General features: G+C 66.2%; 14 protein-coding genes. 8 read left to right on the forward strand and 6 right to left on the reverse strand.

Features of this window, described 5'->3' with window-relative positions; all coding sequences use genetic code 11:
* The first annotated feature begins 5 nt into the window (after positions 1-5).
* The 5 genes from ACTUWL_RS07130 to ACTUWL_RS07150 all read left to right on the forward strand — a co-directional run bounded on the left by ACTUWL_RS07130 (position 6) and on the right by ACTUWL_RS07150 (position 5,347).
* Entirely contained in the window at positions 6-257 is a 252-nt protein-coding gene (locus ACTUWL_RS07130; RefSeq protein WP_021076752.1) for an exodeoxyribonuclease VII small subunit, read from the forward strand.
* Between the two features lie 537 nt (positions 258-794).
* A complete protein-coding gene (gene dxs, locus ACTUWL_RS07135) occupies positions 795-2,723 on the forward strand; it encodes a 1-deoxy-D-xylulose-5-phosphate synthase (RefSeq protein ID WP_021076753.1) in 1,929 nt (642 codons plus the stop codon).
* A 62-nt stretch (positions 2,724-2,785) separates the two neighbouring features.
* Positions 2,786-3,349: a nucleoside 2-deoxyribosyltransferase gene (locus ACTUWL_RS07140; protein ID WP_021076754.1), complete on the forward strand. Its 564-nt coding sequence runs from the start codon at positions 2,786-2,788 to the stop codon at positions 3,347-3,349.
* The gene (locus ACTUWL_RS07145) at positions 3,346-4,113 is read left to right on the forward strand and encodes a TlyA family RNA methyltransferase (RefSeq protein WP_021076755.1); all 768 of its coding nucleotides are present in this window, start codon (positions 3,346-3,348) and stop codon (positions 4,111-4,113) included. Before ACTUWL_RS07140 ends, ACTUWL_RS07145 begins: the two co-directional genes overlap by 4 nt.
* Complete coding sequence (locus ACTUWL_RS07150; protein ID WP_021076756.1) at positions 4,106-5,347, forward strand: class I SAM-dependent RNA methyltransferase; 1,242 nt, start codon at positions 4,106-4,108, stop codon at positions 5,345-5,347. The genes ACTUWL_RS07145 and ACTUWL_RS07150 overlap by 8 nt, the downstream gene beginning before the upstream one ends.
* A gap of 114 nt (positions 5,348-5,461) precedes the next feature.
* Here the strand turns inward: ACTUWL_RS07150 and ACTUWL_RS07155 are convergent, their stop codons facing one another.
* Entirely contained in the window at positions 5,462-6,310 is an 849-nt protein-coding gene (locus ACTUWL_RS07155) for a DUF1194 domain-containing protein (protein WP_021076757.1), read from the reverse strand.
* A 220-nt stretch (positions 6,311-6,530) separates the two neighbouring features.
* Between ACTUWL_RS07155 and clpS the strand changes: the two genes are divergently transcribed.
* Positions 6,531-6,836: an ATP-dependent Clp protease adapter ClpS gene (clpS, locus tag ACTUWL_RS07160; protein ID WP_021076758.1), complete on the forward strand. Its 306-nt coding sequence runs from the start codon at positions 6,531-6,533 to the stop codon at positions 6,834-6,836.
* Between the two features lie 7 nt (positions 6,837-6,843).
* Here the strand turns inward: clpS and ACTUWL_RS07165 are convergent, their stop codons facing one another.
* The 4 genes from ACTUWL_RS07165 to ACTUWL_RS07180 all read right to left on the reverse strand — a co-directional run bounded on the left by ACTUWL_RS07165 (position 6,844) and on the right by ACTUWL_RS07180 (position 10,744).
* Positions 6,844-7,731 (reverse strand): DMT family transporter, encoded by an 888-nt coding sequence (locus tag ACTUWL_RS07165; RefSeq protein WP_021076759.1) that lies wholly within the window; start codon positions 7,729-7,731, stop codon positions 6,844-6,846.
* A 12-nt stretch (positions 7,732-7,743) separates the two neighbouring features.
* Complete coding sequence (locus ACTUWL_RS07170; RefSeq protein ID WP_021076760.1) at positions 7,744-8,937, reverse strand: adenylate/guanylate cyclase domain-containing protein; 1,194 nt, start codon at positions 8,935-8,937, stop codon at positions 7,744-7,746.
* 43 nt (positions 8,938-8,980) lie between these two features.
* The gene (gene aroC, locus ACTUWL_RS07175) at positions 8,981-10,069 is read right to left on the reverse strand and encodes a chorismate synthase (RefSeq protein ID WP_021076761.1); all 1,089 of its coding nucleotides are present in this window, start codon (positions 10,067-10,069) and stop codon (positions 8,981-8,983) included.
* Positions 10,070-10,144: 75 nt separating this feature from the next.
* The gene (locus ACTUWL_RS07180; protein ID WP_021076762.1) at positions 10,145-10,744 is read right to left on the reverse strand and encodes a histidine phosphatase family protein; all 600 of its coding nucleotides are present in this window, start codon (positions 10,742-10,744) and stop codon (positions 10,145-10,147) included.
* Between the two features lie 221 nt (positions 10,745-10,965).
* Between ACTUWL_RS07180 and ACTUWL_RS07185 the strand changes: the two genes are divergently transcribed.
* Positions 10,966-11,454 (forward strand): sigma-70 family RNA polymerase sigma factor, encoded by a 489-nt coding sequence (locus ACTUWL_RS07185; RefSeq protein ID WP_021076763.1) that lies wholly within the window; start codon positions 10,966-10,968, stop codon positions 11,452-11,454.
* Positions 11,455-11,520: 66 nt separating this feature from the next.
* Positions 11,521-12,285, forward strand: coding sequence for an anti-sigma factor family protein (locus ACTUWL_RS07190; protein ID WP_021076764.1), 765 nt, complete (start codon positions 11,521-11,523; stop codon positions 12,283-12,285).
* Positions 12,286-12,673: 388 nt separating this feature from the next.
* On the opposite strand, the gene ACTUWL_RS07195 is transcribed toward ACTUWL_RS07190, so the two are convergent.
* On the reverse strand, positions 12,674-13,645 hold the full coding sequence (locus tag ACTUWL_RS07195; RefSeq protein ID WP_021076765.1) for a DnaJ C-terminal domain-containing protein: 972 nt from the start codon (positions 13,643-13,645) through the stop codon (positions 12,674-12,676).
* Positions 13,646-13,703 lie beyond the last annotated feature (58 nt).

The following is a 13,703-nucleotide window of genomic DNA, read 5'->3' on the forward strand; positions in this document are numbered from 1 at the left end:
AGATAATGGCCGAAAATACTCAAGCCGACGTCAAGAAGCTCTCCTTTGAACGCGCGATCGAGGAACTCGAATCGATCGTCAAGCGGCTCGAGGACGGCAAGGTACCGCTTGAGGAATCGGTCGCGATCTATGAGCGCGGCGAGGCGCTGAAGCGGCGCTGCGAGGAATTGCTGCGCCAGGCCGAAGCCCGTGTCGACAAGATCACCACCGACGCCTCCGGCCAGGCGTCCGGCACCGAGCCGCTCGACGTGCAGTAGCGCCGCCGCCGCATGCGACAGGATGTCCGCCAGGGCGGGCAATTATTGCTGCGTATTTCCGTCGGATCGATCGCGCCATGGAGCGACCGTGGCGACCGGTGCGGCCGCGAATCGGACCGTTCCGGACCGGCCAGCTGCCGCTAAAATAGCCAAATTGGAACCCGCCCCAGGCCCCAACCATTGAAAAGTCTAGGTTTTTCAAGGCAGCGCATAGGAACCCTGCGTGCCCTATCGGGTTGGCTTTGGCTACGGCTTTGGTGTAATGCTTCCAGTTCTATGGGCATTTGAGGGTGGCGGGCGGCCCGAAATATTCGGGCGGCATGCGTCTCAAATGGTTCGACAAAACTGAACCGGGACGGGTGAAGAGCGACCAAGGTGATGCGTATCACGTGGTCCAATCCGGAGTGAATCTAGGCTTACAACCAGGCACGGTCTGCCGGGGCGGCACCCAGTGTCTGGCATTCGCTGCGCGATGTGCGCGCCAACCCATCTCGCGTCGGGCGGTTCGTTCCGACAGGCAAAAATTGGAAATTCGCAGTGACCACATTTAGTAAAACGCCGCTTCTTGATACTATTCACACGCCCGATGACCTGCGCAAGCTGAAGGTCGAGCAGGTGCGGCAGGTTGCCGACGAGCTCCGCCAGGAAACCATCGACGCCGTGTCGGTGACCGGCGGCCATTTCGGCGCCGGCCTCGGCGTGGTCGAACTGACCACCGCCATCCACTACATCTTCGACACCCCGCGCGACCGCCTGATCTGGGACGTCGGCCACCAGGCCTATCCGCACAAGATCCTGACCGGTCGCCGCGACCGCATCCGCACCCTGCGTACCGGCGGCGGCCTCTCCGGCTTCACCAAGCGCACCGAGAGCGACTACGATCCGTTCGGCGCCGCGCACTCCTCGACCTCGATTTCGGCCGGCCTCGGCATGGCCGTGGCGCGTGATCTCTCCGGCGGCAAGAACAACGTTATCGCCGTGATCGGTGACGGCGCGATGTCGGCGGGCATGGCCTATGAGGCCATGAACAATGCCGGCGCGATGAACTCGCGCCTGATCGTGATCCTCAACGACAACGACATGTCGATCGCGCCGCCGGTCGGCGCGATGAGCGCCTATCTGTCGCGCCTGTACTCCGGCAAGACCTACCGCTCGCTGCGCGAGGCCGCCAAGCAGATCAACAAGCGGCTGCCGAAGATCCTCGCCAACCGCGCCAACCGCGTCGAGGAATATTCCCGCGGCTTCATGATGGACGGCGGCACGCTGTTCGAGGAGTTGGGCTTCTACTATGTCGGCCCGATCGACGGTCACAATCTCGACCATCTGCTGCCGGTGCTGAAGAACGTTCGCGACATGGAGACCGGACCGATCCTGGTCCACGTCGTGACCCAGAAGGGCAAGGGCTACGGCCCGGCGGAAGCTTCCGCCGACAAGTACCACGCCGTCGTCAAGTTCGACGTCGCGACCGGCACCCAGGCCAAGGCCAAGCCGAACGCGCCGGCCTACCAGAACGTGTTCGGCCAGAGCCTCGTCAAGGAAGCGCAGAAGGACGACAAGATCGTCGCCATCACCGCGGCGATGCCGTCGGGCACCGGCGTCGACATCTTCAACAAGGCATTCCCGGATCGCACCTTCGACGTCGGCATCGCCGAGCAGCACGCGGTGACGTTCGCTGCGGGCCTCGCCACCGAAGGCTACAAGCCGTTCTGCGCGATCTATTCGACCTTCCTGCAGCGCGGCTATGACCAGGTGGTCCATGACGTCGCGATCCAGAGCCTGCCGGTCCGCTTCGCGATCGACCGTGCCGGCCTGGTCGGCGCCGACGGCGCGACCCATGCCGGATCGTTCGACAACGCCTATCTCGGCTGTCTGCCGAACTTCGTGATCATGGCGGCCTCCGACGAGGCCGAGATGGTGCACATGGTCGCGACCCAGGTTGCGATCAACGATCGCCCGAGCGCGCTGCGCTATCCGCGCGGCGAGGGCCGCGGCGTCGAGATGCCGGAAGTCGGCGTTGCCCTGCCGATCGGCAAGGGCCGCATCATCCGCGAGGGCAAGAAGGTCGCCCTGCTCTCCTTCGGCACCCGCCTCGCCGAGTGTGAGAAGGCGGCCGACGAGCTCGCCGCCCACGGCCTCTCCGCCACCATCGCCGACGCGCGCTTCATGAAGCCGCTCGACGAGGAGATGATCATGAAGCTCGCCCGCGACCACGAGATCCTGATCACGATCGAGGAAGGCTCGATCGGCGGCTTCGGCTCGCATGTCATGCAGTTCCTGTCCGACAACGCGATGCTGGACAGCGGCATGCTCAAGTTCCGCTCGATGATCCTGCCCGACGTGTTCCTCGATCACGACACGCCGGCGGCGATGTATGCCCGCGCCGGTCTCGACGCCAAGAGCATCGTTGCCAAGGTGTTCGAAACCCTCGGCAAGGACTACAAGACCGAGACCGTCAAGCTCGCGTAATCGCCTTCCACCTCTCTCCCACCGGGGAGAGGTTTCAAGTCGATCTTGTCCTGAGCAAGTCCATGAAAATCTATCTGGCAGGTCCTGACGTGTTCCTGCCGGATGCCGTGGAGATCGGCCGCCGCAAGGCGGAGGTTTGCGCCTATCACGGGCTCACCGGGCTCTATCCGCTCGACAACAGCATCGATCCCACCGCCGCCGGCGCCTCGCTCACCATCTTCAAGAGCAACGAGGCGATGATGGAGTCTGCCGACGCCATTATCGCCAATTTGACGCCGTTTCGCGGCCCCAGTGCCGACGCAGGCACCGTCTATGAACTCGGCTACATGGCGGGGCGCGGCAAACTGTGCCTCGCCTATTCGAACGATCCCACGTCCTACGCCAATCGCGTGGCACGGCTCGGCCAGGTCGTGCCGGCATCCGACGGACGCCTGATCGACGCGGAGGGGCTGACGGTGGAAGAGTTTGGATTGCCGGACAATCTGATGATGATGCACGCGCTCGATTTACACGGCAGCCCGCTGGTGACGCCGCGGGAGCCGTCGGCCGATCTCTGGCACGACCTCACCTCCTTCGAGGCCTGCGTGCGGCTCGCCGCCGCGCAACGCCGGCAGAGCGCCAAGTGAGCAAGCAAGTGAGCAAGGCAGGCGGCAACGACGCATCCGCCGGCAAGCGCATCGACGTGCTGCTGGTCGAACGCGGCCTGTTCGAAAGCCGCGCACGGGCACGCGCCGCGATCGACGCCGGCCTCGTCACCGCCGACGGCAAGCAAATCGCCAAAGCGTCCGAGATCGTCGCGCCCGGCGCTGCACTCACGGCCGAGCCGGCGCATCCCTATGTCTCGCGCGGCGGCGTCAAGCTCGCCGGCGCGCTCGAGCACTATCCGATCGATGTCGAGGGCCATGTCTGCCTCGATGTCGGCGCTTCGACCGGCGGCTTCACCGAAGTGCTGCTCGCCAATGGTGCGAGCCTCGTGTTCGCCATCGACGTCGGCCACGGCCAGCTGCATCCTTCGCTGCATGGCGATCCGAAGATCGTCTCCATGGAAGAGACCGACATCAGGAACTACGAGGGCAAGCGGCTGCCGGCGCGGCCCGACATCGTCGTGATCGATGTCAGCTTCATCTCGCTCAAGCTGGTGCTGCCGGTGGCGCTGTCGCTGGCGGCGGCCCCGATGCATCTGCTGGCGCTGATCAAGCCGCAGTTCGAGGCGGCCCGCAAGCACTCCAAGCGCGGCGTCATCCGCAACGCGATGGTGCACCAGGAGATCTGCGACGATATCGCGGCCTTTGCCGCCTCGCTCGGCTGCACCGACATCCAGGTGTTCCCGTCATCGATACCGGGCGGCGACGGCAACATCGAATTCTTCCTCGGCGCGCGCCGTGGCTGAAATCCTCACCATCGACCATGTCGGCCACCGCGGCGACGGCGTCGCGATCGACGGATCGCAGTCGATCTTCGTGCCTTATGCGCTGGCCGGTGAAACCGTCGAGGTCGAGGACGTCCCCGGCAATCATCCCGACCGGCGGCGGCTGCTGCGGGTCACGCAGCAAAGCCCCGAGCGCATCGCGCCGTTCTGTCCGCATTTCGGCGTCTGCGGCGGCTGCGCGATCCAGCACTGGAACGAGGAGCCCTACCAGGCGTGGAAGCGCAACATCGTGGTCGAGACGCTGGCGCAGGCCAGGATCGCGGCCGAGGTTGCGCCACTGCTCGACGCCCATGGCGCGGGCCGTCGCCGCATCACGTTGCACGGACGCATGGGCACCCATGAGGTCCTCAAGGTCGGCTTCGCCGCGGCGGGGTCGCACGACATCATCCCGGTCGACCGCTGTCCGATACTCGATCCTACGCTCGACGGCGCGCTCGAGGCGGCATGGACCGTCGCCGAGCCGCTGATTGCGATCGGCAAGCCGCTCGACATCCAGGTGACCGCGACCCTCAACGGTCTCGACATCGACGTGCGCGGCTCCGGCGCGCTGCCGACCAACCTGATCACCACTCTGTCGCGCGTCGCAGAAAAGCACCGGCTGGCGCGGCTGACGCGGCACGGCGAGTTGGTGCTGCAACGCGGCTCTCCCGACGTGGCGATCGGAACAGCCAAGGTCGTGCTGCCGCCGGGCTCGTTCCTGCAGGCCACCCTCAAGGGCGAAGAGACGCTTGCGGCGCTGGTCCGCGCGCATTGCGGCCGCGCCAAGCATATCGCCGACCTGTTCTGCGGTGTTGGCCCGTTCGCACTGCGCCTCGCGGAGAAGGCGCGGGTCGCGGCCTTCGACAGCGACGCCGGCGCGATCGCGGCATTGCAGAAGGCCGCACAGTCGACGCCGGGGCTGAAGCCGCTGAAAGCCGAGGCGCGCGACCTGTTCCGCCGCCCGCTGATGCCGCAGGAGTTGCGCGACTATGACGCCGTCGTGTTCGATCCACCGCGGCAGGGCGCGCAGGCCCAGGTCACGCAGTTGGCGGCAAGCAAGGTGCCGGTGGTCGTTGCGGTGTCCTGCAATGCCGCAACATTCGCGCGCGACGCGAAAACCCTGATCGACGGCGGCTACAAGATCGCTGATGTCACCCCGGTCGACCAGTTCCGTCATACCCCGCATGTCGAGCTGGTGGCGCGCTTCGCACGCTGAACCATCGTTGCGCCTATCGCAGCGTGCGGCGGTCTCGCCATAATCTGCATCGCATGTCCCACGAAGAAATGATGGGTTTCGCTGCGCTCTATCCAGCCCACATGATCTACAAGATCATCGTCCCCAGCGATCCTGCCAGATCTTCTCGCCGATCGTGCAGCTGACCCGCGGCTCCTTCTCGGCGGTCCGCACCACCGGGCGTTCGGGAGTGCGGCCGGCGACTTCGAGCAGCAGCTTGGTGCGGATCGCCTCCTTGAATTTCTCGCGATCCTTGATCGTCACCACGAAGGAGCCGGGCCCGCCGATCACGCAGTCTTCGTAGTACCAGTCGAGATTTTCGATATCCATCGTCGAGTAGGACGGCTCCTTCACCATGATCGGCAGGCCGTTGATGACGATGCCCTTGTCGAGCGCAGCATCGCGGGCAGGCGTGATCGGCGCGCCGTTGTTGTTGGGGCCGTCGCCGGAAATATCGATCACGCGGCGCAGGCCGCGATGCGGATTGTCATCGAACATCGGGATCGCGAAATAGATCGCGCCCGAGATCGAAGTGCGCGAGGCACGGCGCACCGGCGTCTTCATGATCTCGGCGGAGACCGCGTCGGCCGATTCAGGGCCGTCGATCACCCGCCAGGGAATGATGACCTTCTGGTCGTTGGAGGCGGCCCACTCGAAATAGGTCACCGAGATCTTGCCGTTCGGACCGGCCTTCAGCGCCTGCAGAAATTCCTTGGAGACGATCGCCTGCGCGTAGCCCTCACGCTGGATCGCGAGCTCGTCCATGTCCATCGAATAGGAGACGTCGACCGCGATGATCAGCTCGATATCGACGCTTGGCGTGGATTCCTTTTCGGCCAGCCGGCCGGTCTGTGTACCCGGGCCCGGCGCGGCAACACCGGCCACATCGCCGCTGGCCAACATGCCCGCGACAAGCACAGCTCCGATCGAGACATACCAGCGCATTGCGGCCCTCCCGTCGTGTGATGTCATGGTGACACGCAAATCAGGCGGCGAAAAGCGCAGATATCATCTATCCTTCACATTCAAGTTAGGCACCTGCAGGCTGGACGTCACGCATGAGACGACACGCGCCGTGCCGTTGCCGCAATGACGCCGTGCAAATCGAACGGTTCCAAGATGTGCCGGAAGACGGTATTCTTACGGGCAATCGCGAGGGAGTGCGATGCCCGATACCGTCGTCAAGCCGAAAACCAGGACAAAGACCAAGGTCGAGCGGCCGCGCCTGCACAAGGTGATCCTGGTCAATGACGACTACACGCCGCGCGAATTCGTCGTCACCGTTCTGAAGGGCGAATTCCGCATGACCGACGACCAGGCCTACAAGGTGATGTTGACCGCGCACCAGCGCGGCGTCTGCGTGGTCGCTGTGTTCACCAGGGATGTCGCCGAGACCAAGGCGACGCGCGCCACCGACGCCGGCCGCGCCAAGGGCTACCCGCTGCTGTTCACCACCGAGCCGGAAGAGTAGCCAGCCCTCACCGCTCCGCGGGCTGAGCGAGTTGCGCCCGCTGGCTGAGCGCGATGTCGGCGACGACGGCGCCCATCACCAGCGCGCCGCCGATCATGGCGCGGAGCGACGGCACTTCGGCAAATGCCAGCCACACCCAGAACGGCATCAGCGGCGTTTCGAGGGTTGCAATCAGCGATGCCTGCGCGGACGGCAGCAATCTCGAGCCGACCGTAAACAAAGTCAGGCCGAGTCCGACCTGGCATGCGCCGAACAGCGCGAGCACACCGAGATCGGCACCGCCGACCGCACCGATGTCCTGCCCGAACGGAACGCTGATCGCGCTGCCGAGGAAGTTGGAGAGTGCCGCAGCCGCGATCATCGGCGTGCCCCTGTGCCGCCGGATCACCACCGTCATCAGCGAGATCGCCAGCACCATCACGCAGGCAAGCCCGATGCCCCTGTAATCCGTGATGCCCCCGGCGCCGCTGACGGTGATGGCGACGCCCGCGAGCGCGACCAGGCTTGCCAGCAAGGTGCCCGGCCGCGCCTGCTCGCGCAGCCAGAGCCAGGCGATCGCAGCGGCCGCAAACGGCTGCATCGCGATCAGGATTGCGACATTGGCGACGCTGGTCAGTTGCAGCGCCGGAATGAACGTCACCATGCCAAGGGTCGAGAGACCGGCCACCAGCCATCCGCTCAACGGCATCGCGACGAGATCGCGCGCGCCGCGCCGGCCCTGCGTCGCGACCAGGAACAGCACGATCGCGCCGCCACCGAACAGCCCGCGCCAGAACAGGATGGTCCAGGAATCGAAGTGCAGCAGCCGGGTGAAGAACGGCGCGGTGCTCCACGCCGCCGCGGCCGCCACGACCAGCGCAATCCCGGTGCGACGCTGCGCGTCGGTGTCAGTCACATCGCACCGATGCTAACTCGCAGCGGCGACCGGCGCCTCGTCGAACAGGCCATAGACCCGTTCCGCCTTCGAGAACCCCGCGATCGGAAACTCGCCGAGGTCGCTCCAGCCGCCGTCATGGATGCCGGCGAAGCGCTCGGAGGCCACGACGGTGCGGCCGAGACGGCCGGCGATCTTCTCCAGCCGCGCCGCGAGGTTGACCGCCGGACCGATGCAGGTGAAGTCGAGCCGGTTGCCGCCGCCGATATTGCCGTACAGCACGCGCCCGAGATGCAGCGCGACGCCGAAGCGGAAGCGCTCGACCGCGTCGCCGTTGGGAAATTGCAGCGCCTCGACCCCGGCGCGGGACGCCCGCGCGGCATCCAACACCCGCGAGCAGACCTGCGCCTCGTCGCCGAGATATTCGTCGACCGGAAACACCGCGAGCAAGCCGTCGCCCATGAATTTGAGCACCTCGCCGCCATGGTCGCGGATCGCGGTGACCTGGCAATCGAAGTAGAGGTTGAGAATTTCCACGACGGTCTCGGCCGGCAAGCGGTCCGACAGCGCGGTGAAGCCGCGCAGGTCGGACAGCCAGATCGCCGCATCCATCGTATCGGCATGGCCGCGTCGGATCTGGCCGCCCATGATGCGCTCGCCGGCACGGTTGCCGACATAGGTGTCGAGCAGCAGCGAGGCGGTGCGGCGCAGCGTCACGATTTCGATGTAACGCGCCAGCGGAATGGCGATCGATCGGATCGCGTCGAGTTGTTCCTCGGTGAAGCCGCCCGGCTGCCTGGTGGTCCAGCTCGATGCGTTGGGGCGGCCGTCGGTGTTGATCAGCGGCACCGCAATGTAGTCGGTGACGCCCTCGGCCTGCAGGTCCACGACGATCGGAAAGCGCTTGCTCGAGGGATCATCGAGCCGCGCGCGCACCTCAATTCCCTGCTTAAAAACGATCGACAGCGGGCTAACGGCGAATTCCGGGGACTCCTCGATGTTGTGATCGACGGTCCCGGTCTCGACCTCAGCACCCGGCCTCCAAAAGAAATGCCGGCCATAGATCTCCGGATGCAGCGTGCGCACGAACACGCCGATGCGCCATAGCGGCAGCCCGGCCCGCACCAGCCGTTCGCAGCACTCCGCCATCATCTGCGGCGGGGTCGGCGCCGATCGCGCGCCGCCGATCATCCACGCGATGACATCCCGAAGCTCCGACGCGTTCATGGCAGTCCCCAAGGCGGTCTGGTACCGCCCACTATATAGGGGATCAGCGCCCGGTCTGCCCGCGGTCGCGCAGAAAATGATCCGCCAGCACGCAGGCCATCATGGCCTCGCCCACCGGCACGGCGCGGATGCCGACGCAGGGGTCGTGGCGGCCCTTGGTCAGGATGTCGGTATCGGCGCCCTTGCGGTCGACGGTGCGGCGCGTGGTCAGGATCGAGGACGTCGGCTTGACCGCAAAGCGCACCACCACCGGCTGGCCGGTCGAGATGCCGCCCAGCACGCCGCCGGCATGGTTGGACAGGAAACGCGTGCCGTTGTTGCCGGTCCGCATCTCGTCGGCGTTCTCCTCGCCGGTCAGCTCGGCGGCGCCGAAGCCGGCACCGATCTCGACGCCCTTCACCGCGTTGATGCTCATCATCGCCGATGCCAGATCGCTGTCGAGCTTGGCATAGATCGGCGCGCCGAGACCGGCCGGCACGCCCTCTGCGACCACCTCGATGACGGCGCCGATCGAGGAGCCGCTCTTCCGGATGCCGTCGAGATAGCTTTCGAAGAACGCTGCCTTGTCCTTGTCGGGACAGAAGAACGGATTCCTTGCGATCTCGTCCCAGTCCCACTTCGCGCGATCAATCTTGTGCGGACCCATCTGCACCAGCGCGCCGCGCACTTTCACCTCGGGCAGCACCTTGCGCGCGATCGCACCGGCCGCGACACGGGTCGCGGTCTCGCGCGCCGACGATCGGCCGCCGCCGCGATAATCACGCAGGCCGTATTTCGCCTCATAGGTGAAGTCGGCATGGCCGGGGCGGAACTTGTCCTTGATCTCGGAATAGTCCTTCGAGCGCTGGTCGGTGTTCTCGATCAGCAGCGCGATCGGCGTGCCGGTCGTCACCTGAACGCCGCTTTCCGGATGCGCCATCACACCGGACAGGATCTTCACCGCATCCGGCTCCTGGCGCTGGGTGGTGAAGCGCGACTGGCCGGGGCGGCGGCGGTCGAGATCGTGCTGGATCTCCTCCACCGTCAGAGGGATCATCGGCGGGCAGCCATCCACCACGCAGCCGATCGCGACCCCATGGCTCTCGCCGAAGGTCGTGACGCGGAACATATGGCCGAAAGTATTGAAGGACATGGCGTGTCGTAACGCGCGGGGTCGGCAGCGTCAAACGGGTTTCATGGCCCTGAAGACGTGGCTGACCGGGCGCGTTTAACTATGTTTCTGCAGCCCCGCGGGGCCGAACACGTAGACCGCGCCCTGCTCGATCGTGAGGTCGGCGGCCGAGGCCGCCGTCTCGAAGCCGAGCGCGACCATCAGCGCCCGCGCCGTGCCGCCATGGGCGACGGCGACCGTGTCCGACGTCACCGAACCGTACCAGTCGGTCATCCGTGCCTGCACGTCGACATAGCTCTCGCCGCCCTCCGGCGCGACCTGCCACTTCTCGGTCAGGCGGCGCGCATAGACCACGGGGTCGGCGGCCTGCGCCTGCGCCAGCGTCGAGCCCTCCCAGCTCCCGTAGGCGATCTCGCGCAGCCGCGCGTCGAGGGCGTAATCGCCCGGCGGCAGGCCAAGCTCGGTGCGCACCAGCTCCATGGTCGCGCGCGCCCGGATCAGCGGGCTTGCGACGAACGGCAGCGTCGTCTTGTCACGGCCGTCGCGCGCCAATAAGTCGGCAAGGATGCGGCCGGCATGCGCCGCCTGGGCACGGCCGCGATCGTTGAGGGCGATGTCCTGCACGCCCTGAAGCCGGCCCTCGGCGTTCCACGACGTCTCGCCGTGGCGGATATAGTAGATCGTTGGCACCGGCATTCCCGTGACGGCTGGTCCTTGCTGAGCGAGCTGTCGGGCGCCCGGCTTCCACGCTTCGAATTTTCGGCTCGGAGGTACACCAGCACTTTGGCTGGCGACAAGCCCAAATCGGCCGCAGCTGAGGCGCACTACGCGCAGGTTGGCGCAACCGGAATAGGCACGCCGCAAGGGTGTTATGTTTGACACGGCGGCCGTCGCCGCGACCATCGAAGACTGGATGCATGACCGCGTTTCGTCAAAGTGTCGAAGCCATGATTCCAGCGCTCCGCCGCTATGCGCGGGCGCTGACGCGTGACACGGATATCGCCGATGACCTGGTGCAGGACACGCTGGTCCGCGCGCTGCGCTCGGAGCGGCTGTTTCTCGGCGGCGACGTCAGGAGCTGGCTCTACACGATCCTGACCAACCTGAACAAGAACCGCAGGCGCTCGCTGGCGCGGCGACCGCCCCTGATGCCGCTGCTCGACAACAATGCCGACGCCAGCGGCACCGAGGCGGAGGGACGCGACATCGAGCGCGCACTGTCGACGCTGGTCGAGGAGCAACGCTCGGTGCTGCTGCTCGTGATGCTGGAGGGCATGAGCTACCGCGAGGTCGCCGATATCCAGGGCGTTCCGATCGGCACCGTGATGTCCCGCCTCGCCCGCGCGCGCGCCCATGTGCGGGCCTCGATCGAGGGCCAGCGCCCGGCGCTCCGGCGGGTGAAATGATAATGTGCGCAATGGCAGGTGTTCGCTTGAACGATTTTCGAACAAGATTTGGCAGAGACGACTGATATGACCGATCCGAACATCCCCGTCACCGAAGACGAGCTGCACGCTTACGTCGACAACGAGCTGCCGGCCGAGCGCCGCGGCGATGTCGAGGCGTGGCTCGCTACCCATCCCGACGACGCGGCACGGGTGCAGTCATGGCGCGCGATGGCCGAGACGCTGCATGCGCGCTACGATCGCGTGCTGGACGAGGCGGTGCCGAAGCGGCTCGAGCTCGAACGGCTGGTGCGCCAGCCGCGCCGCTGGGTCTATGGCGCGGTGGCGGCAACGCTTGCCGCCTTCATCGCCGGCGGCGGCGTCGGCTGGGTCGCGCGCGGCGCCTCCGCGACACCGTCGACCTTCCAGAGCTTCACCCTCGATGCGCTCGATGCGCACCGCCTCTACGTGGTCGAGGTCCGCCATCCGGTCGAGGTGCCCGGCAGCGAGCGCGACCATCTGCAGCAATGGCTGACCAAGCGCTGCGGCTGGGACGTCCGCGCGCCGGAGCTGACCGGGCTGAAGTTGGTCGGCGGCCGGCTGCTGCCGGGGCCTAGCGGACCGGCGTCGTTCCTGATGTATGAGAGCACGTCCGGCGAGCGCTTCACGGTCTACACCGCCAAGGTGAAGACCGAGGCGACCCAGATGCGCTATGCGGTGCACGGCAGCGACGGCGCATTGTTCTGGGCCGATCGCGGCGTCGCCTATGTCGTCAGCGGCGGCACGGATCGGACGCGCCTGACCCAGGTCGCGCGGGCGGTCTACGATCAGATGGAAAAGAGCGGCGGCTGATCTCCCGTAATTTTACGGGAGATCGTGTCGCAAGAGTTGTGCCGTTTCGAGCAAGTGAATCCAGCCTCACTCGGCGTCCCAATTCCGACATTGAAAACTTCGATTCGCGTCATCGACGCGTCTCATTATCGCACCGGATGCTCACGCGAAGATGATCTGCGCCCGATCCGCCGATCGGCGCACGCGGCCTCGATTGGGGTTTTGTGTACCGCGCTGGTCCCCCTCTCGAGGCCGCACTCGTTTTCCGCCATCCGGTCTGCACGCCGCAGCCCAGGTATTCGGACGGCCGGTCATCCTTTGACGCGCTCACGGGCCGGCGTCTACCCCGATAGAGTCCGGGGTAGATGCAGTTTCGCGTCTTCGCGTCTCTGGGGCGCGCTCCCGGCAGTCAGCCGAGATCGCTGCGCGGATTATAGGGGTTATGCTCCCGCCACGTCTGCATCAATGCCTCAAGCTCGGCATCGTTCCCGTCGGGAAGGATGATGCGGGTCGTGACGTAGAGGTCGCCGACAGCCCCCGCCTTCGGCAGCCCCTTGCCCTTGAGGCGGAAGGTGCGGCCGCTGGAGGTGTTCTTCGGGATCGACAGCTCGACCGCGCTGCCGAGCGTCGGCACGCGGACCTTGCCGCCCAGCACCGCCTCGTAGAGGGTCACCGGCAGATCGATCCGCAGATCGTTGCCGTCGACCTTGAAGAACGGATGCGGTGCGATCGAGATCGTGATCAGCAGATCGCCGGGCGGGTGGCCTTGCGCGGTGTCGCCCTGCCCCTTCAGCCGGATCTGCTGGCCGGCGGTGACGCCGGGCGGAATCTTGACGTTGAGCTCGCGGCCGGTCGGCAGGCGGACGCGCTTGTCGCCGCCCCTGACCGATTCCTCCAGCGACACCGTCATGGCGACGGACAGATCGAGGTCGACGCCGACCCCGCCGCCGTCGAATTCAAACGGGCTGGCTCGCCCGGCGCGGCCGCCAGCGCCGCCAGCGCCGCCACGCGCGGCGTTGCCGAACATGCTGTTGAGGATGTCCTCGAAGCTGCCGCCGCCCATGCCGCCGCCGGGGCCACCACGAAAACTGTACTCGAAGCCGCCGCCCGGACCGGCACGGCCGCCGGCGCCACCGCCAGGGAACCCCTGGAAGCGAGGCTTGCCCTCGGCATCGATCTCGCCGCGGTCGAACTGCTTGCGCTTGTCCTCGTCGCCGACGATCTCGTTGGCCGTGTTGATCTCCGCAAAGCGGGCCGCGGCCTTCGGGTCGTTCTTGTTGTTATCCGGGTGATGTTTCTTGGCGAGCTTGCGATAGGCGCTCTTGATCGTCGCAGCGCTGGCGCTCCGCTGCACCCCCAAGACCTCATAGGGGTCGCGCATCCGTCACGTCTCCTTCACGGGAAAAGTCCGTCCTGACCGGGAACCCATCGGGGCCCAC

This window comes from Bradyrhizobium sp. WCU1, from assembly GCF_053474805.1.